Source organism: Burkholderia sp. AU31624 (assembly GCF_020420065.1).
Lineage (GTDB): Bacteria > Pseudomonadota > Gammaproteobacteria > Burkholderiales > Burkholderiaceae > Burkholderia.
On the sequence record NZ_JAIZRT010000005.1, the window covers coordinates 210,070 to 233,531 of the forward strand.

Annotated in this window: 25 protein-coding genes and 1 pseudogene; 10 read left to right on the forward strand and 16 right to left on the reverse strand. The window is 65.7% G+C overall.

Annotated elements, in window-relative coordinates; genetic code table 11:
- The first annotated feature begins 7 nt into the window (after window positions 1-7).
- Window positions 8-478 carry a peptidoglycan-binding protein LysM gene (gene lysM / locus LGM89_RS20010; protein ID WP_039367010.1) on the forward strand — a complete coding sequence of 157 codons (471 nt, stop codon included), beginning with the start codon at window positions 8-10 and terminating at the stop codon, window positions 476-478.
- Between the two features lie 97 nt (window positions 479-575).
- On the opposite strand, the gene LGM89_RS20015 is transcribed toward lysM, so the two are convergent.
- On the reverse strand, window positions 576-1,598 hold the full coding sequence (locus tag LGM89_RS20015) for an asparaginase (RefSeq protein WP_089495019.1): 1,023 nt from the start codon (window positions 1,596-1,598) through the stop codon (window positions 576-578).
- Window positions 1,599-1,859: 261 nt separating this feature from the next.
- Between LGM89_RS20015 and LGM89_RS20020 the strand changes: the two genes are divergently transcribed.
- The 3 genes from LGM89_RS20020 (at window position 1,860) to LGM89_RS20030 (ending at window position 3,699) form a co-directional block, all read left to right on the forward strand.
- Entirely contained in the window at window positions 1,860-2,150 is a 291-nt protein-coding gene (locus tag LGM89_RS20020; protein ID WP_043188161.1) for a PsiF family protein, read from the forward strand.
- A 281-nt stretch (window positions 2,151-2,431) separates the two neighbouring features.
- The gene (locus LGM89_RS20025; RefSeq protein ID WP_179254817.1) at window positions 2,432-2,881 is read left to right on the forward strand and encodes a hypothetical protein; all 450 of its coding nucleotides are present in this window, start codon (window positions 2,432-2,434) and stop codon (window positions 2,879-2,881) included.
- A 230-nt stretch (window positions 2,882-3,111) separates the two neighbouring features.
- Window positions 3,112-3,699 carry a YSC84-related protein gene (locus tag LGM89_RS20030; protein WP_039367021.1) on the forward strand — a complete coding sequence of 196 codons (588 nt, stop codon included), beginning with the start codon at window positions 3,112-3,114 and terminating at the stop codon, window positions 3,697-3,699.
- A gap of 105 nt (window positions 3,700-3,804) precedes the next feature.
- Here the strand turns inward: LGM89_RS20030 and LGM89_RS20035 are convergent, their stop codons facing one another.
- From LGM89_RS20035 to mltG, 9 genes are all read right to left on the reverse strand, one after another.
- On the reverse strand, window positions 3,805-4,869 hold the full coding sequence (locus tag LGM89_RS20035; protein WP_226273730.1) for a glycosyltransferase family 4 protein: 1,065 nt from the start codon (window positions 4,867-4,869) through the stop codon (window positions 3,805-3,807).
- A 239-nt stretch (window positions 4,870-5,108) separates the two neighbouring features.
- On the reverse strand, window positions 5,109-6,287 hold the full coding sequence (locus tag LGM89_RS20040; protein ID WP_089473030.1) for an AAA family ATPase: 1,179 nt from the start codon (window positions 6,285-6,287) through the stop codon (window positions 5,109-5,111).
- 30 nt (window positions 6,288-6,317) lie between these two features.
- Window positions 6,318-7,490, reverse strand: a complete 1,173-nt coding sequence (locus tag LGM89_RS20045) for a mechanosensitive ion channel family protein (RefSeq protein ID WP_089495022.1) — start codon at window positions 7,488-7,490, stop codon at window positions 6,318-6,320.
- 89 nt (window positions 7,491-7,579) lie between these two features.
- Window positions 7,580-7,936 carry a Rap1a/Tai family immunity protein gene (locus LGM89_RS20050; protein WP_059506076.1) on the reverse strand — a complete coding sequence of 119 codons (357 nt, stop codon included), beginning with the start codon at window positions 7,934-7,936 and terminating at the stop codon, window positions 7,580-7,582.
- A 119-nt stretch (window positions 7,937-8,055) separates the two neighbouring features.
- Window positions 8,056-8,766 (reverse strand): ankyrin repeat domain-containing protein, encoded by a 711-nt coding sequence (locus tag LGM89_RS20055; RefSeq protein ID WP_089425602.1) that lies wholly within the window; start codon window positions 8,764-8,766, stop codon window positions 8,056-8,058.
- A gap of 43 nt (window positions 8,767-8,809) precedes the next feature.
- Window positions 8,810-9,589: a TatD family hydrolase gene (locus LGM89_RS20060; RefSeq protein ID WP_089495023.1), complete on the reverse strand. Its 780-nt coding sequence runs from the start codon at window positions 9,587-9,589 to the stop codon at window positions 8,810-8,812.
- Between the two features lie 140 nt (window positions 9,590-9,729).
- Window positions 9,730-10,758 (reverse strand): DNA polymerase III subunit delta', encoded by a 1,029-nt coding sequence (locus LGM89_RS20065; RefSeq protein ID WP_089495024.1) that lies wholly within the window; start codon window positions 10,756-10,758, stop codon window positions 9,730-9,732.
- A 19-nt stretch (window positions 10,759-10,777) separates the two neighbouring features.
- The gene (tmk, locus tag LGM89_RS20070) at window positions 10,778-11,398 is read right to left on the reverse strand and encodes a dTMP kinase (RefSeq protein ID WP_069248156.1); all 621 of its coding nucleotides are present in this window, start codon (window positions 11,396-11,398) and stop codon (window positions 10,778-10,780) included.
- A complete protein-coding gene (gene mltG / locus LGM89_RS20075; protein WP_226273731.1) occupies window positions 11,398-12,417 on the reverse strand; it encodes an endolytic transglycosylase MltG in 1,020 nt (339 codons plus the stop codon). Before mltG ends, tmk begins: the two co-directional genes overlap by 1 nt.
- A 77-nt stretch (window positions 12,418-12,494) precedes the next feature.
- Between mltG and LGM89_RS20080 the strand changes: the two genes are divergently transcribed.
- Entirely contained in the window at window positions 12,495-13,529 is a 1,035-nt protein-coding gene (locus LGM89_RS20080; RefSeq protein WP_226208126.1) for a YgfZ/GcvT domain-containing protein, read from the forward strand.
- Window positions 13,530-13,605: 76 nt separating this feature from the next.
- Window positions 13,606-14,451, forward strand: a complete 846-nt coding sequence (locus LGM89_RS20085; RefSeq protein WP_089495027.1) for an NRDE family protein — start codon at window positions 13,606-13,608, stop codon at window positions 14,449-14,451.
- Window positions 14,452-14,471: 20 nt separating this feature from the next.
- Here LGM89_RS20085 and LGM89_RS20090 read toward each other — a convergent pair whose 3' ends face one another.
- From LGM89_RS20090 to LGM89_RS20105, 4 genes are all read right to left on the reverse strand, one after another.
- On the reverse strand, window positions 14,472-14,912 hold the full coding sequence (locus LGM89_RS20090) for a GNAT family N-acetyltransferase (RefSeq protein WP_069248160.1): 441 nt from the start codon (window positions 14,910-14,912) through the stop codon (window positions 14,472-14,474).
- Between the two features lie 41 nt (window positions 14,913-14,953).
- Window positions 14,954-15,913: an alpha/beta hydrolase gene (locus LGM89_RS20095; RefSeq protein WP_226273732.1), complete on the reverse strand. Its 960-nt coding sequence runs from the start codon at window positions 15,911-15,913 to the stop codon at window positions 14,954-14,956.
- Window positions 15,914-16,086: 173 nt separating this feature from the next.
- A complete protein-coding gene (locus LGM89_RS20100; protein ID WP_046545900.1) occupies window positions 16,087-16,566 on the reverse strand; it encodes a PaaI family thioesterase in 480 nt (159 codons plus the stop codon).
- Entirely contained in the window at window positions 16,563-16,877 is a 315-nt protein-coding gene (locus tag LGM89_RS20105; RefSeq protein WP_027787175.1) for a Dabb family protein, read from the reverse strand. Before LGM89_RS20105 ends, LGM89_RS20100 begins: the two co-directional genes overlap by 4 nt.
- A 428-nt stretch (window positions 16,878-17,305) precedes the next feature.
- Between LGM89_RS20105 and LGM89_RS20110 the strand changes: the two genes are divergently transcribed.
- A complete protein-coding gene (locus tag LGM89_RS20110; protein ID WP_226273733.1) occupies window positions 17,306-17,920 on the forward strand; it encodes a hypothetical protein in 615 nt (204 codons plus the stop codon).
- A gap of 1,028 nt (window positions 17,921-18,948) precedes the next feature.
- Here the strand turns inward: LGM89_RS20110 and LGM89_RS20115 are convergent.
- Window positions 18,949-19,250: pseudogene (locus LGM89_RS20115) on the reverse strand (DUF2514 family protein); the annotation flags it as partial.
- Window positions 19,251-19,392: 142 nt separating this feature from the next.
- Here LGM89_RS20115 and LGM89_RS20120 point away from each other — a divergent pair.
- Genes LGM89_RS20120 through LGM89_RS37380 form a run of 3 tightly spaced genes read left to right on the forward strand, consistent with a single transcriptional unit; the run spans window position 19,393 to window position 21,118 of the window.
- Window positions 19,393-20,505, forward strand: a complete 1,113-nt coding sequence (locus LGM89_RS20120; protein ID WP_226273734.1) for a pyridoxal phosphate biosynthetic protein PdxJ — start codon at window positions 19,393-19,395, stop codon at window positions 20,503-20,505.
- 44 nt (window positions 20,506-20,549) lie between these two features.
- On the forward strand, window positions 20,550-20,891 hold the full coding sequence (locus tag LGM89_RS20125; RefSeq protein ID WP_319001507.1) for a hypothetical protein: 342 nt from the start codon (window positions 20,550-20,552) through the stop codon (window positions 20,889-20,891).
- Between the two features lie 38 nt (window positions 20,892-20,929).
- Window positions 20,930-21,118, forward strand: a complete 189-nt coding sequence (locus LGM89_RS37380; protein WP_226208142.1) for an AlpA family phage regulatory protein — start codon at window positions 20,930-20,932, stop codon at window positions 21,116-21,118.
- A gap of 55 nt (window positions 21,119-21,173) precedes the next feature.
- On the opposite strand, the gene LGM89_RS20135 is transcribed toward LGM89_RS37380, so the two are convergent.
- Entirely contained in the window at window positions 21,174-23,246 is a 2,073-nt protein-coding gene (locus LGM89_RS20135; protein WP_226273736.1) for a Na/Pi cotransporter family protein, read from the reverse strand.
- Window positions 23,247-23,462 lie beyond the last annotated feature (216 nt).

A 23,462-nucleotide genomic window follows, 5' to 3' on the forward strand; every position in this document is an offset into this window, starting at 1 on the left:
TGCAACGATGGGTCTTCTTTCGTTTATCAAAGAGGCGGGCGAAAAACTGCTGGGTCATGCCGATGCGCAAGCCGCGGAAGATCCGAATGCCGCAAACCAGACCGCGGCCGATGCCATCAAGAACTACATCAACACGCAAGGTCTCGACACGTCGAACCTGACCGTGGCGTTCGACGGCGCATCGCGCACCGTGACGCTGTCGGGCAGCGTCGCCGACCTCGACACGAAGGCCAAGGTCAAGGTCGCGGCCGGCAACGTGCAAGGCGTCGCGGGCGTCAATGACGACGATCTGCAGCCGGACGATCCGGAAGTGCAGTACCACGACGTGAAGCCGGGCGACACGCTGTCGGCGATCGCCAAGGAAGTCTACGGCGACGCGAACAAGTACCCGGTGATCTTCGAGGCGAACAAGCCGATGCTGTCGAGCCCGGACCGGATCTACCCGGGCCAGAAGCTCGTGATTCCGCCGCAGTCCTGAGCATTGTTGCCGGACTGACGGACAAAAAAAGCAGGCCGATGGCCTGCTTTTTTCATGGTGACGCGCGCGGCCCGCGCCGCGCGTATCGGTCAGCCGGTCATAGCGTATCGAACACGCGCTGCAGCGCGTCGCGGCCGTGAATGCCGTTCGCGAGCGCGAGCATCAGCAGCACCCGCGCCTTGAACGGGTTCAGCGACCCTGCGCTCACGAAGCCGAGCGCATCGTCGCTCGCGGCGCCGTTGCGCATCACATGCCCGGACCCGACGCGCGACGCGCGAACCACCGCGACGCCCGCGTTCACCGCATCGGCCAGCGCCGCCTGCAGCGTCGCATGGATCGAGCCGTTGCCCGTGCCCGCGACGACGAGACCGCGCACGCCGGCCGCGACGAGCGCGTCGACGGCCGTCCGCGTCACGCCCGCGTAGCTCGCGACGACGTCGACAGGCGGCCACGCGGCGGCGATCGCCAGTGGCGTGTCGCGCGAACGCGTGACGCGGCGGGCGAATTCGACCCGGCCGTCCTGCACCCAGCCGAGCGCGCCGAGTTCCGGCGACTGGAATGCATCGACCGCATAGGTGCTCGTCTTCACGACGTCGCGCGCGCCGTGGATCCGGTTGTTGAATGCGACCAGCACGCCCTGCCCGCGCGCGGACGGATGCGCGGCCACCGTCACCGCATTCAGCAGGTTCAGCGGGCCGTCGGAAGACAGCGCGGTCGCCGGCCGCATCGCGGCCGTCAGCACGACCGGCTTGTCGCCGTCGACGACCAGGTGCAGCGCATACGCGGTTTCCTCGAGCGTGTCGGTGCCGTGGGTGATCACGATGCCGTCGACCGCCGGGTCGGCCATCAGCGCGTCGATCCGCGCGGCGAGCGTATTCCACAGCGGCAGCGCGAGATCCTTGCTGTCGATACTGGCGATCTGCTCGGCGTCGACGCGCGCGACGGACGCGAGCGCCGGCACCGCGTCGACCAGGAAAGTGACGCCCAGCGCGCCGGCCTGGTAGCCGGCCGTGCTGGCGGCGTCGGGCGCGGCGCCGGCGATCGTGCCGCCGGTGGCGAGCACGGCGATGCGCGGCAGGGCCGCCGCGGACGAAGGGGATGCGGAATTCGAAGTGTTCATGGCCGCGATTGTAAAGGCTTGCGGCCGGGTTCCGGCGTGGCGACCGAGGCCGGCCGCCGCGCATCATGGTTTGTCCCGATCGTCCGGTGACGCGTGCCGTCAACGGCCGTGGCGTCCGCAACGTTATAGAAAGTGCCGTTTTGGTGTTTTCACATTGATTTGCCATAATCGGAGCGCGCTGTGCGATGCGACCCTATCCTCATTGCACGGTGCTTCGTGGCGGCGTCGATAACACGCAATTCACCCCATGGGAGTGTCGAAATGAAAATCCAATCGCTCGTAGCCGCAGTGCTTCTCGGCGGCATGCTGGCTTCCCCCGCGTTCGCGGCGAACAGCCAGCAGGACAAGATGAAGGCCTGTAACACCCAGGCAGCCGGCAAGACGGGCGACGAACGCAAGGCGTTCATGAAGGACTGCCTGTCGGCGAAGCCCGCGAAGGCCATGTCGCAGCAGGAAAAGATGAAGGCGTGCAACACGCAGGCCACCGGCAAGAAAGGCGACGACCGCAAGGCGTTCATGAAGAGCTGCCTGAGCAGCCAGCCGGCCGCCTGAGTTCCGGCGCTCCCGTATCGAATGCCGCGCACCGCTTCGGCGGGCGCGGCATTTTTGTTTTCGTTGCACGCGCATCGACGCGCCCCGCCCGGCCCCGCTGCCGCGCCGTTGCAACAGTCTCCCGCCCCGCTTTTCCAGCCCGCCGTGCCGGCGCCGCCACATGGTGCGGCAATTCGCCGCGTTTTCTTCTATGATGGCTGCAACGCGGCCCATCCAAGTACAAGAAGCGCCATCGGGCCGCCCTCGAGACAGACGCGCACACGCGTCAAACGGAGGCATGGATGGCATGGAGACAACACCGCTGGTTCCGCCGCTGGCTGATCGTGATCGTATTCTGGGCCGTGCCCGTCGCGATCGTCGCCGTGCGCGAGATCCGCGAGGAGATGGCGTACAACAAGGCGGACCTGCAACTCGCGCTGACCACCTGGCAGCTCACCGATGCGCAGCAGGCCGCCGGCGCCGCCGCGAAGTGCCACGGGGAATCTGACGAGGCGCGCGCGGCCGGCTGCCCGGCCGACGTGCTCGCCGCCAATGCGCCGCGCCAGCAGGCGGCCCGCGACGAATACGTGGTGCGCCGCAATACGCTCGCAGGCTATCTGTGGCATGCGTTCGTCGGCTATTGGGTCGTGCCGGCCGCGTTCCTGTTCGCCTGCGGCGTCGTGATCGCGCTGATCCGCCGCGCGCTGCGCCGCCCGCCGATCAAGCCGCCTGTTCCACCCGTCACGCACTGATGCGCGCGGCAGGCGCCGCCATCCGATCGACCATCGTGTTTCCCGCATGCCGATACGACGTCGGCGCGCGGGTGCCGGTTCGTCCGTTGGCGCGCCGCGACATCCCCGAGCGATTTGACGCTTTTTCACGTCGCAACGAAAAGAGGCTGTAATCCGCTGTGATATAACTGCCGACGTGATCCGCTCCCTGAGCGAGACTCACTCCGAACATCATCCGATGGAGAAGAACGATGCAAAAACGGAATCTTGTGCTGAAAGCCGCCGCTGCGCTCATCGTCGGTAGCCTCGCGCTCACCGGTTGCACCACCACCCCGGACAAGCCGGACAACGCCGCAACGAACGCGTCGAAGCGTCAGGCAATCGACTCGAGCGTCGACGCCACGCTGTCGCGCATGTACTCCACGGTCAAGGGCTCGCGCGAACTCGTCGCGAAGTCGCGCGGCGTGCTCGTCTTCCCGGACGTCATCCAGGCCGGCTTCATCGTCGGCGGCCAGTCCGGCAACGGCGCACTGCGCGTCGGCGGCAGCACGGTCGGCTACTACAACACGTCGTCGCTGTCGGTCGGCCTGCAGGCCGGTGCGCAGTCGAAGGCGATCGTGTTCCTGTTCATGACGCAGGAAGCGCTCGACGAATTCCGCGGCTCGGACGGCTGGGCGGCCGGCGCCGGCGCATCGGTCGCGCTCGTGAAGATGGGCGCGAACGGCGCGGTCGACACGACCACGGCCACCGCGCCGGTCCAGGTCGTCGTGCTGACGAACGCGGGCCTGATGGGCGACGTGTCGATCAACGGCACGAAGGTCACGAAGCTGAAGATCTGACGCTCGCGCACCGCCCGTGCGCACCACGCGCAGGCCATGCACAAACGGCGATGTCCTTGCGGGCATCGCCGTTTTTCCATCCGCGCGCGTCGTGCGCGTCGCGCGTCAGGTCGTCGAGTCGATCACCTTGAAGCGTGCGCGCTTCTGCGCACGGATCACCGACTGGTAGACGTCGACATACTGCTGCGCCATGCGGCGCGACGTGAAGCGTTCCTCGAAGCGCTGCCGCACGCGCGCTCGCGGCAGCAGGTGCAGCCGGTTCACGGCGGCCACCGCGCTGATTTCGTCCTCGACGATGAAACCCGACACGCCCTCGTCCACCACTTCGGGCACCGCGCCGCGATTGAACGCGATCACCGGCGTGCCGCACGACATCGCCTCGATCATCACCAGGCCGAACGGCTCCGGCCAGTCGATCGGGAACAGCAGCGCATGCGCGCCCGACAGGAATTCGGCCTTCTGGTGATCGGCGATCTCGCCGATGAATTCGACGTGCGGCAGCGCGAAGAGCGGCTTGATCTCGCGCTCGAAGTATTCCTCGTCGGCCGCGTCGATCTTCGCGGCGATCTTGATCGGCAGCCCGCACTGGCGGGCGATGCGGATCGCCGTGTCGACGCGCTTCTCCGGCGAAATGCGGCCGAGGAACGCGAGATAGCGCGGCTCGACCGGCTGCGGCATGTACGGCGTATCGGGCAGCCCGTGGTAGACCGTCGTCAACCATTTCGCCTGCGGCAGCGGCTGGCGTTGCGCGTTCGAAATCGAGATCACCGGCGCCGTGTTGAACGTGTCGAACACCGGCTGCTGCTCGGGCAGGTCGAGCCGGCCGTGCAGCGTCGTCACGTAGGGCGTTTCCTGCCGGTTGAAGACCGAGAACGAGTAGTAGTCCATGTGGAAATGGAGCACGTCGAAGTCCTTCGCGCGGCGCGCGACCGTCTCCATCAGCAGCATGTGCGGCGCGACCCGGTCGCGGATCGACGAATCGAGCCGCAGCGCGCGCGGCCAGACCGGCTCGAGCTTCGCCCGCGTCGTCGAATCGCCGCTCGCGAACAGCGTCACATCATGGCCAAGCTCGACGAGCGCCTCGGTGATGTAGGACACGACGCGCTCCGTGCCGCCGTACAGCTTCGGCGGCACCGATTCGGTCAGCGGCGCGATCTGGGCAATTCTCATGGTCCACGTCTCCTGTGTCCTGTCCGTTGCGTCACGGCCGGCGGGCCTTCGGGCTTTCACGCCCCGGCCCCCCATGCAGCGCCAGCCGGATATCCCTTCATTATTCGCGATCCCGCTGCGCGGAACCGCCCGTCTTTCATTTTATGGGTGTTGTTACAGGCAGGATACATTCCGCGTTTCGGGCCGATCCGGCCCCCTATGCGACGATCGCGCCCGAACGCGTGCCGCCGCCCTGCCCGTCAGCGCGACGGCCACTTCCATGGCGGCAGGTCGCGCGTATCGGCATCGACGAGCCCGGTCGCGCCGAGCTGCTTGTCGAGCACCAGCGATTCGCAGCCGGCCTCGCGCTCGAGCGTCGCGATGAGCCGCGCCGCGTGCGACACGACGAGCACCTGCGAACGCTGCGCCGCCTGCGCGATCAGGCGGCCGAGCGCCGGCAGCAGATCGGGGTGCAGGCTCGTCTCCGGTTCGTTCAGCACCATCAGTGCCGGCGGCCGCGGGGTCAGCAGCGCGGCCGCGAGCAGCAGGTAGCGCAGCGTGCCGTCCGACAGCTCGGCCGCCGCGAGCGGCCGCAACAGCCCCGGCTGGCGCATCAGCACGTCGAAGCGGCCACGGCCGCCCGGATTGTCGATCTCGACCGACGCGCCGGGAAACGCGTCGTCGAGCGCCGCATCGAGTGCCGCGCCGTCGCCGATCTCGCGAATCGTCTGCAACGCGGCGGCCAGGTCGGCGCCGTCGTCCGCGAGCACCGGCGTATGGGTGCCGATGTGCGACTGTCGCGCCGGCGCCTGCGCATCGGTCCGGAAGTGATCGTAGAAGCGCCACGAGCGGATCCGTTCGCGCACCGCGATCATCTCGGGCGCGCCGGTTGGATCGGCGAACTCGGTCATCATGCTGTCGAAGCTCGCCACCGGCTGCGGAATCGTCTGCCAGTCGCCCGACGCGGTACGCGCGCGGATCTGCGCGCCCTGACGGTCGACCAGCAGCGTCGACGGGCGCAACATCGCACCGCCCCAGATGCACTCGCGCTTCACCACCGGATCGAGCGAAAACTGCGTCGCGTCGTTCTTCACCGGCATGCCGAGATCGATCGCATAGCCGAAATCGTCGCAGGCGAAGCCGAGCTTCAGGCTCACGGGCCCGCTGCGCACCAAAGGCGTCACCGGCATGTCGCCGTCCAGCATCGCCCGCGAAAAGCGCTCGGGGCCGGCCCACAGCGTCGACGGCAACCCGCCTTCGCGGGCGAGCGACGGGATCACGCGCCCCTGCGCGGTGTCGGCGAGCAGCCGCAGTGCGCGGTACACGCTCGACTTGCCGCTGCCGTTCGGCCCCGTGACGACGTTGAGCGCCGCGAGCGGCACGATCAGCTCGCGCAGCGAGCGGTAATTGGCGATGGCGAGCGTGTTCAGCGCGGTCATGACGATGGAGGGTGAGCGTGCGGGCCGCTGTCAGCGGCCTTCGGCGGTCTGCGGGTCGGCCGCGGTATTGGCCGCCGTGCTGGCGGCAGGCGAGCGCGCGTGCGGCCGTTCGGGATTCGGCGCATCCGGCGCGGCATCGTGCGGATACAGTTCCATTCGGCTGCGCGGCAGGCATTGCGGATAGCGATCCTGCAGGTACGCGATCAACCCTTCGCGCACGCGGCAGCGCAGGTCCCAGCACGACGACGAATCGGCCGCGCTGACGAGCGCGCGCAACTGCATCGTGCGCTCCGTCGCGTCGGTCACCTGCAGCACCTGCACGCGGCCGTCCCACTCCGGCGCCGCGTGGACGAGCCGCGCGAGTTCCTCGCGCAGCGGCGCGAGCGGCGTGCGGTAATCGACCGACAGATAGACCGTGCCGATGATTTCCGAGCTGCTGCGCGTCCAGTTCGTGAACGGGTTCTCGATGATCCACTGCAGCGGCACGACGAGGCGCCGCTGGTCCCACAGCCGCACCGACACGAACGACCCGGTGATTTCCTCGATGCGCCCCCACTCGCCCTGGATCACGACCACGTCGTCGAGCCGGATCGGCTGAGTGAGTGCGATCTGCAGCCCGGCGATCAGGTTGCCGAGCACCGGCCGTGCGGCAATACCGGCGACCAGGCCCGCGACGCCGGCCGACGCCAGCAGGCTCGCGCCGACCTGGCGCACGTTCGGGAACGTCATCAGCGCGGCGCCGGTGCCGATGATCACGATCAGCACCATCACGGTCCGCACGAGCACCTTGGCCTGCGTATGGATGCGCCGGGCCTGGAGGTTGTCGGCCGTATCGATCGGATGCGCCTGGATGATGGCGTCGCCGACGCCGGCCGCCAGCCGCACCAGCAGCCACGTGAGCGAAACGATGGAGCCGACCGCCGCCGCCGTGCGCATGCCGCGCACGAACGACATGCCGTCGTCGGCCTGGACCCACAGGAATTCGAGCGCAAGCAGCGCGAGCACGACGAGCGACGGCCGGTCGATGTAGCGCAGGATCGCGCTCATCAACGGATACGGCTGCGCGATGCGCTTGACGATGCGTGCGCCGAGACGGTGCACGACCGTGACGACCAGCAAGACGATGATGGACACGGCCAGCGTGCCGAGCCATGAATGCAGCGGCGCATCGGTGATGCGCTGCAGTTCCTCGATTGAAATCATCGGCGCCCTTGGGTAATGAGGCGCGCACGCCTCGTCCTGGATGCGTCGGCGACGCCCGGCCCGCGCGCGGGCCCGGACACGGCGTCAGGTCAGCTGCCGCTCCTGCAGGGAAACGCCTTGCCGAGACCGAGCGACACCGCGGTGCTCGCGTTGTAGTCGGCCAGCTTCGGATTTTCCGCGATGTACTTGCGCACCGCGTCGGTCATCTGCTGCGCCCGGATGTCGGGCGGCAGGCAGAAATACTGGCCGACCCGCGGCCCCGTCGTGCCGCCGATCGCATCGATGGTGTTGTAGACGCCGTCGGCGGCGCCTTCGATGTAGGCCGCGCACGACGCCCGCGACTTGACGTCCGTCTTCGCGCACAGCCGGTCGAGATCAGCGCCCGTGAAAGCCGCCGCCGACAACGGCACGGCAAACGCCGCGGCACAAAACATTGCGCGCAACATGGTGTTCCTTATGTCAATGCGGCCCGAGACCGCCTGCTGCCTTGGCCGGCGCGGCGCCGGGACGCCCTGCTCCGGCCGGAATCCGGCCGGGCGGGCACCGTCTGCCGCACCGAAAACCGTCATTTTGCACTCTTTTGCGCCTCTGCCGGCGTCGATGCCCCGATGCGGGTCGTCCGCTTGCTCAGGATCTCGATCGCGTCCGGCGCGTTGTAGTGCTTCGCGAATTCGAGCGCGGTGATGCCGAGCTGGTTCTTCACCTGCGGATCGGCGCCCTGGTCGAGCAGCAGCGTGACCGTCGACGGATGGTTGCCGCGTGCGGCCATCATCAGCGGCGTCGTGCCGTTCGGCGAGGCGGTATCGATGTACGCGTCGTGGTCGAGCAGCAGCTTCACCACTGCATCCTGGCCATTGGTGGCCGCGTAGTGCAGCGGCGCCCAGCCCTTCTTGCTGACTTCCGCCCCCTTGTCGATCAGCAGCTTCGCGAGGCCGACGTCGCCGTTCAGCGACGCGAGCATCAGCGCGGTTTCGCCGGCCTTGTCTTCCTTCTCGAGGTCGACGTTCGGCGTCGTGGCGAGCGCCGCCGCGACCTTGTCGGACTTCTCGCGCGCGGCGATCACGATCAGCGGGTCGCCGTTCGGCGCGATCGTGTTCGGGTCGAGCTTGCCGCTCTTGAGCTGCTTGCCGATGTCGGCGATGTCGTCGAACTTGACGGCCTTGACGATCGCATCGAGCGATTCGGCATGCGCGCCGGCTGCCGCGAACAGGCCGCTCGCGACGAGCGCGGCGGCAACGAGTGCACGTTTCGGCAGATGGTTGGTCGGCTTCGTCATTGTTGTGGGCTCCTTCCCTGGGTTGTCGGCTGCGCGCCCGTCGTTAGCGGGCGATCTTGAACAGCCGGAAAAAGTTCTGCGTCGTCGCATCGGCGAGCGCCTCGACGGCGATCCCGCGCTCGGATGCGATAAAGCGTCCGACATGGCTGACGTACGCAGGTTCATTCGGCTTGCCGCGATACGGCACCGGCGCGAGGTACGGCGAGTCGGTCTCGATCAGCAGCCGGTCGAGCGGCACGCGCCGCGCGACGTCCTGCACGTCGGTTGCATTCTTGAACGTGACGATGCCCGACAGCGAGATATGGAAGTTCTGCGCGAGCGCCTGCTCGGCCACCGGCCACGGCTCGGTGAAGCAGTGCATCACGCCGCCCGGCACGCCCGCACGCTCCTCGGCCATGATCCGCAGCGTGTCTTCCGACGACGAGCGCGTGTGGATGATCAGCGGCTTCATCGTCGCGGTCGCCGCGCGGATATGCGTGCGAAAGCGTTCGCGCTGCCATTCCATGTCGTCGATCGAGCGGCCTTCGAGCCGGTAGTAGTCGAGGCCCGTTTCGCCGATCGCGACGACCTTCGGGTGCGCGGCCAGCTCGACGAGCTCCGCGAGCGTCGGCTCGTGCATGTCCTCGTGATCGGGATGCACGCCGACCGACGCATAGACGTTGTCGTGCGCGTCCGCGATCGCCAGGACCTCCGGCAGCGTCTCGAAATCGACCGACACGCACAGCGCGTGCGTAACGTCGTGCTCGCGCATGTTCTCGAGAACGGCCGGCAGGCGGTCGGCCAGGCCCTTGAAATTGATATGGCAGTGAGAGTCGACGAACATCGTGTTTCCTAATACGTAAGGCGGGCGCTCATGCGCGCACCGGCATGCGGCAACGGGCGGCGTTCGCGGGCCGGACGGCCACGGTCGCGTCGCGGCGTGGGCCCGTCATCGTTTCGCAACCCGCGAGAAACAATGCCGGATCACGCGAACATTTCCCGATATCCGAGAAACAATTCCTCGAATACGAGCCGCGCGTTGAGCGGATGGTTCTCGACCGTCCGCTGCCGCGTCACGGCCTTCATGAAGCGGGCGAACGCGTTCGCATCGACCGCTTCCGCGCAGCGCGCGAGCGCCGCCGCGTGCATCGGGAAGTAGCGCGGCGCGCCCGCCATCCGCTGGGCGAGCAGATCGTACAGCCAGCGCTGCAGCCAGCCGAGCACCAGCGGCACCGGCAGCTTCTGCAGCGTCTCGCCGCATGCGAACGGGTCGCAGGCCGCCCCGGCCGCGAGCTGCCCGAGCGTGTAGTCGCGCAGCGGGCGGTTCTCGTCGCTCGCGAGCGCCAGCGCGGCGAGCGGCGCACCGCCGGCCTCGGCGAGCAGCGCCGGCGCGTGATCGACGCCCTGCGCGGCAAGCCAGGCCGCGGCCGCGTCGGGCGCCGGCACCGCCATCGGCCACTGCCGGCAGCGGCTGACGATGGTCGGCAGCAGGCGGTCGATGCGCGCCGACACGAGCAGGAACACGACGCCGGACGGCGGTTCCTCGAGCGTTTTCAGCAGCGCGTTCGACGCGGCGACGTTGAGCGCTTCGGCCGGATACAGCACGACGACGCGCGCGCCGCCGCGGTGCGAACCGACCCCGCAGAAGTCGAGCAGCGCGCGCACCTGCTCGATCTTGATTTCCTTGCTCGGCGCCCGCGTCTTCTTGCCGCCTTCGTCCGCGTCGGCCGCCTTCGCGTCGTCCGCGGCGCCCGGCGCCTCGCCCGCCAACGCCTCGGGCAGCACGATCCGGTAGTCCGGATGGTTGCCCTGCGAGAACCACGTGCAGGCCGCGCAGGCGCCGCACGGCTCGCCGTTCGGCCGCGGCGATTCGCACAGGAAGCCCTGCGCGAGATGCTGCGCGAACTGCAGCTTGCCGATCCCGGCCTGGCCATGCAGCAGCAGCGCGTGCGGCCATTGCGCGCGCAGTTGCTGCAGGCGGTTCCAGTCGTCGGTTTGCCACGGATAGATCATGGAGTGCGTTCCTTGCGAATTACAGCGCGGCGAGCACGCGTTCGAGCTGCTGGCGGATCTCGGGAATCGTCTGCGTCGCATCGACGATCGCGAAGCGGTGCGGCGCCTCTTCCGCGCGCCGCAGGTACTCGCCGCGCGTGCGCGAGAAGAACGCGTCGGATTCGCTCTCGAACTTGTCGGGCATGCGCGCGGCACCGCGGCGCTCGCTCGCGACTTGCGGCGCGACGTCGAACAGCACCGTCAGATCGGGTTGGAACCCGCCCTGCACCCAGCGCTCGAGCGTCTCGAGCTTGTCGCGCGGCAGCCCGCGGCCGCCGCCCTGGTACGCGAATGTCGCATCGGTGAAGCGGTCGGATACGACCCAGTCGCCGCGCGCGAGCGCCGGCTCGATCACGAGCGCGAGATGCTCGCGGCGCGCGGCGAACATCAGCAGCGCCTCCGTCTCGAGATCCATCGGCTGGTTCAGCAGGATCTCGCGCAGTTTCTCGCCGAGCTGCGTGCCGCCCGGCTCGCGGGTGACGACGACTTGCCGACCGGCCGCAGCCAGCTTGCCCTGGAGGCGTTCGCAGAACCATTGCAGGTGGGTGGTCTTCCCCGCCCCGTCGATGCCCTCGAACGTGATGAATTTACCGCTCGCCATTATTGACCTCGTATGTACTTGTCCACGGCCTTGTTGTGGTCGCCGAGCGTGTCCGAGAACACGCTCGTGCCATCGCCTTTCGCGACGAAATAGAGCGCGCTCGTCGGTGCCGGATTGATCGCCGCCTGCAGCGCGGCCACGCCCGGCAACGCGATCGGCGTCGGCGGCAGCCCGCGTCGGGTGTAGGTATTGTAAGGAGTGTCGGCCTGCAGGTCGCGCTTGCGCAGGCGGCCGTCGTACGCATCGCCGAGCCCGTAGATCACCGACGGATCGGTCTGCAGCGGCATGCCGATGCGCAGCCGGTTCGCGAACACGGCCGCGACGAACGCGCGGTCGGCCGCATGGCCCGTTTCCTTTTCGACGATCGACGCGATCGTCAGCGCTTCGTAAGGCGTCTTGTACGGCAGGCCCGGCACGCGCGCGGCCCAGGCCTCGTCGAGACGCGTCTGCATCAGATGGTACGCGCGCCGGTAGATGTTCAGGTCGCTCGTGCCCTTGTCGAACAGGTAGGTGTCGGGGAAGAACAGCCCCTCGCCGCTGCCGCGCTGCACCGCGCTGTCCGACGCGCCGATCGCGCGCAGCAGCTCGGCGTCGCTCATGCTGGCCGTCGCGTGCGCAAGATCGGGGTTCGAGTCGAGTTCCGCGCGCATCCGCTTGAAGGTCCAGCCTTCGATGACCGTCGCGACATATTCGTTCACGTCGCCGCGCGCGATCTTCTGCAGCACCTCGTAAGGCGTGATGCCGGTCTTGAATTCGTAGTTGCCGGACTTGAGCCGGCTCGACAGCCCGAGCACGCGCGTCATCGAGACGAAGCCGAGCGGCTCGACCGGCACGCCGCCACGCTTCAACTGCAGCGCGACGCTCTTCACGCTGCTGCGCGGCTTGATCGTGACGTCGAGCGATGCCGAACCCAGCAGCAGCGGCCGGGTTGCCCAGTAATACCCGCCGCCCGCGCCGGCAGCGGCCACAACGACGGCCAGCGCCACGATCGTCGCGGCGCATTTCTTCAGTAGGGACATGGAAACGTGACTCAGGTAAGACCCATATAATACTTGCTCGCCTCCGTCAAAGTCAGGGTTGACTGTTCCCTCATTCCATGAGCACACCGTTCGCTTCACCGGCAGTCCAGGCCGCACCCGCCTCGCTCCCCGTTTTCCCCCGTCCGTCCGCCGCCGATTTCGATGCGCCGGGCGCCTGCATGCCGTTGCCGCAGTTCGGCGTGATCGACGTGGCCGGCGATGATGCCGCGACGTTCCTGCACAGCCAGCTCACCAACGACATCGAACATCTCGACGCCGCGAGCGCGCGGCTGTCCGGCTATTGCTCGCCGAAGGGGCGCCTCCTCGGCTCGTTCCTCACGTGGCGCGCCGGCCACGGCGTGCGCCTGCTGGTGTCGAAGGACGTGCAGCCGGCCGTGCAGAAGCGGCTGTCGATGTTCGTGCTGCGTGCCAAAGCGAAGCTGACGGATGCGAGCGACGCGCTCGCGGTGGTCGGTTTCGCGGGCGACGTGCGCGACGCGCTGTCGGGCATCTTCGATGCGCTGCCGGACGGCGTGCACGTGAAGGTCGACGGCCCCGCCGGCACGCTGATCCGCGTGCCCGATGCAGCCGGCCGCAAGCGCTATGTGTGGATCGGCCCGCGCGCCGAAGTCGACGCGCGCATCGCCGCGCTCGGCGGGTCGCTGCCGGTCGTGTCGCCGGCCGTGTGGGACTGGCTCGACATCCGCGCGGGCGAACCGCGCATCACGCAGCCTGCCGTCGAACAGTTCGTGCCGCAGATGGTCAACTTCGACGTGATCGGCGCCGTCAACTTTCGCAAAGGGTGCTACCCGGGCCAGGAAATCGTCGCGCGCAGCCAGTACCGCGGCACAATCAAGCGCCGCACGGCGCTCGCGCACGTCGCGGGCGAGACCGATACCGTGCATGCCGGCGTCGAGCTGTTCCACAGCGACGATCCCGGCCAGCCCTGCGGGATGATCGTCAACGCGGCGGCCGCGCCCGCGGGCGGGGTCGACGCGCTCGTCGAGATCAAGCTCGCCGCGCTCGACAACGGCACGGTGCACCTCGGTGCGGCCGACGGCCCGGCGCTCGCATTCGATACGCTGCCGTACGCGTGGCCGACGGAAGCGTGATGCACTGACAACCCGTTCGGGCGCCGGCTCGCGAGTCGCAGCCGGCGCTCGATGTTTCCTGCGAGAGATTCGCCCGATGTGTCTGATTGCCTTCGACTGGCAGCCCGATGCCGCCGCCGGTCCCGTCTTTACCCTCACCGCCAACCGTGACGAGTTCTTTCGTCGAACCAGCGCGCCGCTCTCGTGGTGGGAAGATGTACCGGGCGTGCTGGCCGGCCGCGATCTCGAAGCGGGCGGCACGTGGCTCGGCGTATCGCGCGACGGCCGCTTCGCCGCGCTGACGAACTACCGCGCGCCGTTCGACATCCGCGCGGGCGCACCGACCCGGGGCAAGCTCGTGTCCGATTTCCTCGGCGGCCCGTCCGTCGCGCCGCTCGACTACCTCGGACAGCTCGCGGAGCATGCGGCCGTCTACAACGGCTTCAACCTGCTCGTCGGCGACTGGCGACGGCGTGAGCTCGCGTGGTTCTGCAATCGCGCGCCCGAAGGCGAAAGCAGTGTCGCCGCGCCCGTCGCGATCGCGCCCGGCGTGCATGCGCTGTCGAATGCGCGGCTCGATACGCCCTGGCCGAAAGTGGTGCGCAAGCGCGCGGAGCTCGGCACGCTGCTCACCGACAATCCGACCCCGTCGCTCGACGAACTGATCGCGCTGATGCGCGACCCGCATGTCGCGGACGACGACGCACTGCCGCATACCGGCATTCCGATCGAGCGCGAGCGTGCGCTGTCGGCTGCATTTATCGAGACACCCGAATACGGTACGCGCGGCACGACTGCGCTGCGCGTCACGATGAAGGAAGGCGTGCGGCTGACGGTCGAGATCAAGGAGCGCTGCGACGACGACGGCTCGCACCGCACCGTTCGCCCGGGCACGTTCGAGCGCGCGTTCACGTTCGACCTCGACGCGACGCCGCGGCGCTGAGCGCGCGAACAGGCGCTGCGCTACGGCGCGCGCGCCATCTCGACGTGCGGCACGCCGGCTTCGACGAACGGTTCACCGACCGCCGCGAAGCCGTGCCGCAGGTAGAACGACACGGCCGAATCCTGCGCGTAGAGCCGCACGACGATTTCGCCGCGGCGCCGCGCCGCCTCCAGCAGCGCGTTCAACACGGCTGACCCGACGCCCTGCCCGCGTGCATCGGCCAGCACCGCGACGCGGCCGATCGTACCGGACGGCAGCAGCCGCCCCGTCGCGACCGCGCGCCGCGCGCCGGTCGCCGCATCGACGCGGTACGCCACCGCATGGAGCGACAGCGGATCGTCGTCGTCGAGTTCCCATTCCGGCGGTATCTGCTGCTCGCGCACGAACACCGCGTCGCGGATCCGCGCGGCGTCGCCGCCGAGTACCGTCCAGTCGCCCGTTTCCACCACGCCATTCGTCATCGCAGCTCCCATGCGGCGCGGACGCCGCCAAACAACCACCGTCAAACGTCGTCGAATGCTGCCTTCAACGCCGCGACCGCGTCGGCATGCGCGGCTCGCACCTCGGGCACGTAGCCGCCCATCTTGAAGAATTCGTGGATCATCCCCGGATAGCAGACCAGCGTGACCGCGTTTCCCGCCGCGCGCAACTTCTCCGCATACGCGGCGCCTTCGTCGCTCAACGGATCGTATTCGGCCGTCGCAATCCACGCCGGCGCGACGCCCGCGAACGACGGCGCATCGCGCGTGCCGTCGAGCGGCGCGAAACGCCAGTCGTCGCGGTCCGCCCGATCGCGCACGTATTGCGTGAAGAACCACTGGATCGTGTCCTGCGTCAGCAAGTAGCCGTTCGCGAGCCGTGCGTGCGATTCGGTGTCCTGGAAGCCCGTCACACCCGGGTAGATCAGCATCTGCAGCGCAAGGCGGATGCCCGCATCGCGTGCGAGCACCGCGCAGACGGTCGCGAGCGTGCCGCCCGCGCTGTCGCCGCCGACGGCCAGCCGTTCGGCATCGATGCCGAACGTGGCCGCTTCGCGATGCAGCCATTGCAGCGCGTCGTCGGCGTCGTTCACCGCGGTCGGAAATCTGTGTTCGGGTGCGAGCCGGTAGCCGACCGACAGCACCGCACATTGCGCATCATGCGCGAACATCCGGCACAGCGCGTCATGCGTATCGACGCTGCCGACCGTGAAGCCACCGCCGTGGTAGTAGACGAGCGCTGGCAGCGGCTCCGCGAGGCTCGGCGCGACCGGCAGGTACAGCCGCGCACCGATCGTCCGACCATCGCGCGTCGGCACGATGCACGCCTCGACCGAATGCATCGGCGCCGGTGCGACGTCGAGGATCGGCGCGCTCTTCTCATACGCGGCGCGCGCCTGCTGCGGCGTCTGGTGGTGATAGGACGGACGTTTCGCGCGCTCGATCATGTCGAGCACCTGGGCGATCTTCGGATTCAGCGGCATCGGTGAGGACGGCGCCTGCGGGGCACCGTGAACGGACAAGCGTGCATGATGCCATGCGCGCGTCAGGCGGGCGTGATGCGCCGTACGTTGCGACATGCCGCGGTGGGCGATGCACACAGCAAAACAAAACGGCCCTGCCGGTTAAGAGGCAGGGCCGCCGTGCGTCCGGGCGCTTACGCGTCGCTCGGGCCGGGCTGGGCGTCCGGCGCGGTGCGCGAACGTTGCCGCTTGATGTCGCGGCCCACCGCGAGCCGCCGCATGTACTTGAACGTGCCGAGCGCCTTCGCGACGAAATTGCCGTCGCTGTCGCGCACTTCGCCTTCGCAGTAGGCCATCGTCGTCGAGCGATGCATCACACGCCCGTAAGCGCGCAGCTCGCCGCGCCCCGGCTGCATGAAGTTCACCTTCATCTCGACCGTGACGACGCCGATACCGTCGTCGGTCAGGCTGCGTGCGGCCATCGCGAGCGCGATGTCCGCGAGCGTCATCGTCACGCCGCCGTGCGCGATGCTCCACGTGTTCATGTGCCGCTCCTCGAGCGGTAGCACAATCTCGCTTGCACCGTCCTTCGCGGACACGAGCTGCACGCCGAGCATGTCGACGAACGGGCTTTCGATCGACGGGCCGTCCGTCGGGGTTGCCGCGTCGCTCATCGTGCGCTGTCGACGATGTAGTCGACGCACTCGCGCGATTCGGCCACCGCGACGACGAATTTCTTCACTTCCTGGTGAACCGGATGCACCTGGTAGGCATCGAGTGCGGCCTTGTCCGCGAAATCGGACACGAGCACGATGTCGGCGGTCGCGTCGAGGCCGGGCGTCGCCACGCCGACGTCGATCTGCAGCGTGCCCGGCACCAGGTCGCGGCAGCCCTCGAGCTTTTCCTTCAGCTTCAGCGCGTTCTGTGCGCGCGTCGCGCCTTCGGCCGATTCTTTCAACTTCCACATGACAATATGACGGATCACTTCGGTTGCTCCTGTTCGTTCCGGTTCGGCGACTTGCCTGTCACCCTTGCCAATCGGGCATCTTACGCCCTTCGGCCGTTCGCTTGCGTTCGCCGGACAATGCGTCTAGCCGAGAAAGCAGGGGTATTACCGGGGGTATCATTTCAAGCATCCGGGGACGATACCCCCTTCTTCACCGCGCCGCTTAGCGGCATCAGGATCCGACAAGCAAAGGCAGACAACAAGCCTACCAAACTTACTGATGGCTATGGACTGTATCTTGGTGAATCCGCCCAGCTCCAAACTCTAGCGATACAAGTACAGAATTGCCGGGAAGGCGAATCTCTTCGCGATCGACGTATGCCGATGTCCATCGGCTGATTCTCGAAGTGCCACACCTACGAATTGCGCTGCGTGAGATAAGCACCCTGACCGGCAATGCCACGAGAATGATCGCGTACCTCGATCGTGCCGACGAGCTGCAATACGCGGCCCCGCTGCGCCGCCTGTCAAACAAGCTCGACAAGGAGATCATGCGGGCCGGACGCATGGGTAATTCGCGCGCATCCGTTGCTCCGTTCTCTGACGAGTGGCGTGCACGCGAAACCATGAAATGCAGGCGCCACGACGTCCCCAGCGAACCCGATCGCGGCTCCGACAAGGCAACTAAGCTGCCTGAGTTCCAACGCCTGACATGGGAGGAGTTGCGCGACGCATGGAGCGCGACCGCCTACAAGAAAAATCGGGCACTCACGATCGAACAGCGCTTTGTGTTGGAAGTCGTGCACGTGCGCCGGACGCTGCGGCTCATGGAGAAAATGGTCTGCGCTGCCGAGCTGGAATTGAAGAAGAACGGCTATCCCGACTCGTTCGCGCTCGACCAGCTCCGGCATGATCGAGGGCACTCGCTTCGATTGGCGCTGCCGCCTGCCCGTGAACGCGATGCCGACACGATTAATCGCACCGGCATCATCACCCAGAACAGCCCCACGGGCCGCGCCGCATCAGTTGAAGTAGATAATGACCTGCGGTCGACCGGAACCTGCGTAGGCCGGAGTGCGTAGGCAATCAGTTCCGTCACATGTTGCCTTATAGGGCAGGCCCGGACCATTTATAGCTCCGCTGTCAATTTGTGAAGTCCACTGCCCCGGAAACCCCCAAACATTATAGTCGTGATGCCACTCAACCGGATTACTTGGCCCACCCACGGCAACAATGCTCCACTTCACATATTTCTGCGTCTGAGAACACGACGGCCACGAATCATTATCACTCAAATTTATTTGATATGCCGAACCAGCCGGAATATCAAGAGATTGGTTTCCGGGTCCATACATACACTGGTAGTCGCCTCGCGTGATCTTTAATTCGTAAGAGCCATTACAATTATTGAATGTCACATCATGATACGCTTGCTTCGAACGATGGGCATCGTTGCAATTTATCCAACCATCAAGATTTTGCTCTTTCGGGTTCGGATTTTTCGCCTGAACATCTTCACCTTGCCTCGACGCACTTGGCCCGCCTGCCTCCTCCGCATGCGCAACATTGATTACAAAAAATAAAGCGAAGATTAGCATCACAGACCAGCATGCACTGACTAGCAGAGGTGACCTCTTAACACTTTTCAATGACATTGATTTCGAACGGACATGCACTCCCTCGTTAGCCAACTCGAACACCAAGGCACTGACGTCGCCATATGAATTCATACATCCCCCGAAATGAAGCGTTAAATTTTCACAACCGCAAGACATTCAATCCGCTCAACCACCACTCAACATAAAAAGCCAATCCAAAGCCCCCCGATACACCGCCTTAAATTTAATAAATTCATTTATTAAAATAAAAAAACAATCACCTTCACCTTATCCACTGATTCCTCAACAATCAATTACAGGCCATTACACACCTTCAATCGCAGCAAAAATTGCCAGCAAATCTTTCAGAGAATCCGGTCCACCTACCCGTAGGTAGCATGGCCTCGGCCGATTCACTGACACAGACAGCCGAAAGGCAACCGGGAAGCGTATCGCTGCACACTTTCCGGCCGCCTTGTTTCTCTCGAGACCGCTCGGCCTCGATTGCCGCGCTACTGCGGCAGATTAGTTTGCGTGTCGCTGCTCAACGCGTCGTAACTCCGCTCGCACTGCTGGCCGGCGACGCCGCGCTCGTCAGCGATCCTCGCCAACTCTCCCGCGCGCTCGTCAGCCCGGCCGAACACATCGGCAAGCAGATTGAGGGGGCACCGGCTGTCGTGCTTCCACCGGCAGCGCCGGCACGCCGGACGTCGGCGATAAGCGCGGCGACCTGCTTACGCAGCCCATCAGCCGCTCCACCAGCAGCGGCGGCATCAGCCACCGCCTGATCACATTCTTTCGCAGCATCGGTTGCGACCGCGAACACGAAAGCTGCAGCAGCCGCTGCCGGTGCAACGTCGGCGGACCTGTGGACGACGCCTTACGAATCACTCCGCTATGACCCACGCGACAACGTTCGCCCGGTCGATCCGGAGTGGGTCAAGGAGCTGACCGCGTTGATGATGCAGAACGGATACGACAAGGCCGCCCCGCTGCACTGCTATGTGCGCAAGGCGGACGGGGAAGACTACTTCTACGTCTTCAAGGGGCAGCACCGCTACCTCTCAGCAGGCGCGGCGATTAAGGCCGGGAAGGATCTGGGAAAGATTCCGATTGTCGTGCTGGATTCTCGCGAAGTGAAGCGACCGAAGATGGTCGTCGACGGTTACTTGAGCAATCGCTCAAAGCCATCGTCGCCGCTCGATCTCGCGACCTCGATCGCTGAACTGCGGGACGTTCACAAAATGAACGCGGACGACATCTGCGCCCAGTTGAACATTTCCGAGCAGTCGATCCGTGATGCAGCACTGCTTGAAAAGGCACCCACCGAACTGCACGACCTCGTCCGCAACGGCTCGATCGCAGGCACCGTCGCGATCGAAGAGATCCACACGCACGGCGGCGACAAGGCGCTTGAACGCATCGTGTCCGGGCCGTCGAAAGCGAAGGAAGCCGGTAGGAACAAGGTCACGAAAAAGCACCTGACCGGCGGCACGTCGAGCACCGAGCCGGCAGCGGCCAAAGCAGCAAAGATCAACGACGCGTGTGCAAAGCAACTTTTGCAAGCGTTGCAGGCGGTCCTGCACGACCCCGTTTTCGGCAAGCTATCCCCCGGAACGATCCGGGGTGTCCACACAGCGCTCTCGCCGCTCGCCGATCTCCTCGACACTCCGCAAAAACCACGAATCTACCCCGTGACCGCACCGGATCAAGACGGCCGCTGTGTCGCGACCGATACGCTTCGATCACCCAACTGCAAGCGGACGAAGAAACCGATCGGCGAGATCTACGTGGCCCAACCGAAAGTGGATCAGTGGATTTGCGCGGCTATGTACAACTTCGACGACAGCTTCGCATCGACGCCACTGAAATATGGCCCCGGCACCACGAGCTATCCGACGCGGATGCAGGCGGTTCAAGAAGGGGCTCGGTGGCTTAGAAAGGTTCTCGCCAGTGAAAACATCAAGCGACAAAGAGATCTGCCGGTCGTTCTTCAGTGGCTCGACGACATCCTCCAGTTGCCCGACCCCGACTGGACGCCCGAGACGGCGCAGGAGGCCGCCCGATGACCTCGCGCCCGGCTAACGCACTGGCGAGCGTCAGCAGCACTTCGATGCAGTCGAACAACGTCGGGCTGACGCCCGCAAAAGCGATCCAGAAAGACGAAGCGCCGCTCGCGCGGCGCAAACCTATCCAGACGAACGAAGCCTTGGCGGATAGCCGCCAAGGCAGACTCGCGCAACTCGACGCCCTTCGCATCAAGATCCGCTCACTGATCAGCGAGATCTCGCACGCGGCCGACGTCGAGCTGCTGAACCTGATGGCCGACGAGATCGGATCATTCGCTCGCCACAAGGCGGCGCAGGATGCGCGCACCTGGGCCACGACCGCTACGATCACGCTTGAAACGGGGCTAATGCAACTCGCCCGTGCAACTCAGCCCGTCACCGAATAACGAGGTACAGAGAATTGAGCACCACCACCGAACGACTGTTGCGACTTCCGACCGTTCTGGACATGGTCGGCTTGGGCAAGACGACGATCTACGACATGATGAAGGAAAGTAGTTTCCCGAGACCACGAAAAGTTCGCAATCTCTCACTATGGGCAGAGACAGAAGTACAAGCATGGATTCGTTCCATCACATCGCACGAAACGTCCATCGCCCAATCATCTGCCTAAGTCGAGACCTGATCCGTCAGCCAGCATCGGATCAGGTCTAAAGCTACTTGGGTAGTCACCTCCCTTTGATCAGAAGCAGGACAACCAGGATCGCGACCAGCGCAGCGAGCCACTTCAAGCCAGCGAACACCTTGTCGAGCCGTTCCGTCAGCGCCACGACGGGATTCCTGCCGTCCGTGCGCAGCGGCATCTGCGCTGAGCGGCCATCTCCCGGCAGGCTGACCTTCGGGAAATCAATGGCGAGATACACGACATATCCGCTGGCAGTTGCCGGTGTTTCAAATGTGCTGCCATCCTCGCCGGGCCTGAGGAACGCGCGGAATCCACTCGTCAGCGCAGCACCGGACGGGATCGACGTGTAGACGTCCCGCAGGCACAGCCCGGCCCTGACGGCAGTGACCTGTCCCGCCTCGACGCCGTCGGCAAGTGCCTGCATGCTGCTCGCCGGCACGTCACACATTGCCCACCACTGAGCCGGTTCCAGCATCTCGTCATCGGACTCGTTGTAGCCGAGCCTTGCCGTGCCAAGCGGATCGTCCGAATGGGCGATGCCTAGTGCGTCCTGCAAGTTGCGAAGGCCTTGCCGTTCAGTCTCTCCGATCTCGCGAGCCGCGAAGGTGATGTGTACCGTGCGCGTGTCGTTCTGCCCATCCCCAATGATCGACAGACAGCAGTCGTCCAGACTCGCAGTCCCCTGGACATAGGTTGACAGCATCGAGTGTGTTGTCCCACCAGCCGGCTCCAGTCGCCTGATGACCTGAATGTCCTGCAGAGTGAGCCACAGCGACTTCGCCGGGTAGTACGTCTGCACGCTGCCATCGGTACTCACCTGCTGAAGCGTGTGGTCGTTGCACTCCCTGATTTCGATACCATTCTGCGCGTCCTCGCGCAATCGGCCACCGCTTTCATGCCGGCGCTGTTCATCGTATCCGGGAAGTTGACCAATATCGGGAAATGTCGCGCACGTCCTGGGCGCAACCTTGACGTTATCCAGAATGTCATCACGAGTGCGGATCTTCGTAACCAGCATTCCGTCGCGTCCGCCCGATGCAGAACAAGATCGTGAGAGCTTCCCGAATTGCGTAACGGTGACGGGAAGCACGTCGCGGGCACCCGGGCCGGGTGTTGCCTCGGTCACCTGCCGCGTGAACGGATCAACATGCTGGGGCCGAGGAGTGTCTGAAACCTTCACAAGCGCCGGAAGCAGCCGGCTCAGCAGGTCTGCGCATGGAGCAAGCAGTGGCAAGAACAGGCAGGCCAGCGACAGATTGAACAGGGTATAAAAATCGGCCACCACCCGCCCGTTGTCCGGCTCGATTCTGACCATGACGCAGCCGATCGGCGTGAGGGCTGCAAGAACAAGCACGACACCGACCGACATGATGAGCAGATTGCCAACCGGCACGCGCCTGGACACAGGATCGTGCGTGACGGTTCCGTCCAGCACCGGGTGGATGGCAGCGCCCAGATTCGCGCCCAACACCAATGCGAAAGCTGTATCGGGTGGAACCACGTTCTGCCCGCAGAGTGACACGATCAGGAGAACGGCTGCCACGTTCGAATCGGCGGCCCAAGTCAGGCCAGCCGCCAGCAGGAAATCGACCAGCGGTTCCGTCGAGGCGGCACCCAGCAACATCCGAAGGCTCGGCGCATCCTCGTAGTCTGTCATCAATTCCTGCAGGTGATGCAATGCGAGCAGCAACAGGCCCAGACCGATGAACATGCGCCCCAAGTCGTGCGCGCGCGTGTTGGATGCCTTGCGGAACATCAGCACGCCAACGAGGACCAGTGCAGGCGACACGGTCTCGACTGCGAACGAAAGCGCCTGCACGATCAATGTCGCACCCACGTTCGCGCCAAGCATGACGGCCAGCGAGGAAACCAGGTCGACGCGCCCTTCCGTTGCAAACTCCCGCGTCATGACTGCCGTTGTCGCACTGCCTTGCAGCACCGTCGTGACGCCCAGGCCGCCGAAGAAGGCAGGAAATCGCCCGTGAAGCGTCCGCCCCAGAAGTGCCCGAAGTTCAGCGCCGAATGCGCGCTGCACGCCGGTCTGGGCCATTTGCGTGCCCAGTAGCACCAGCGCAATTGAGCCCGCGAGATCAATCAGCGTAAACGTGAATGTCATAGTTCTTGCCCCCGACGCCGACCGGTTGTTTTTGCAACGTTCTCCGTACTGCGGTTCGCTCACGCCCGTAGCCGGTTCGCAAGGAAAGGCGAACTCGAATGCGTCTCGTCACGATGGAGAAACGGACGACCGAACCGTAGATCAGGCGACGCGACCTTCCCCCGAAGACTCCGTGCGCCAGGTTTCGGTCACCCGCGGCGGTTTTCATAAAATCAC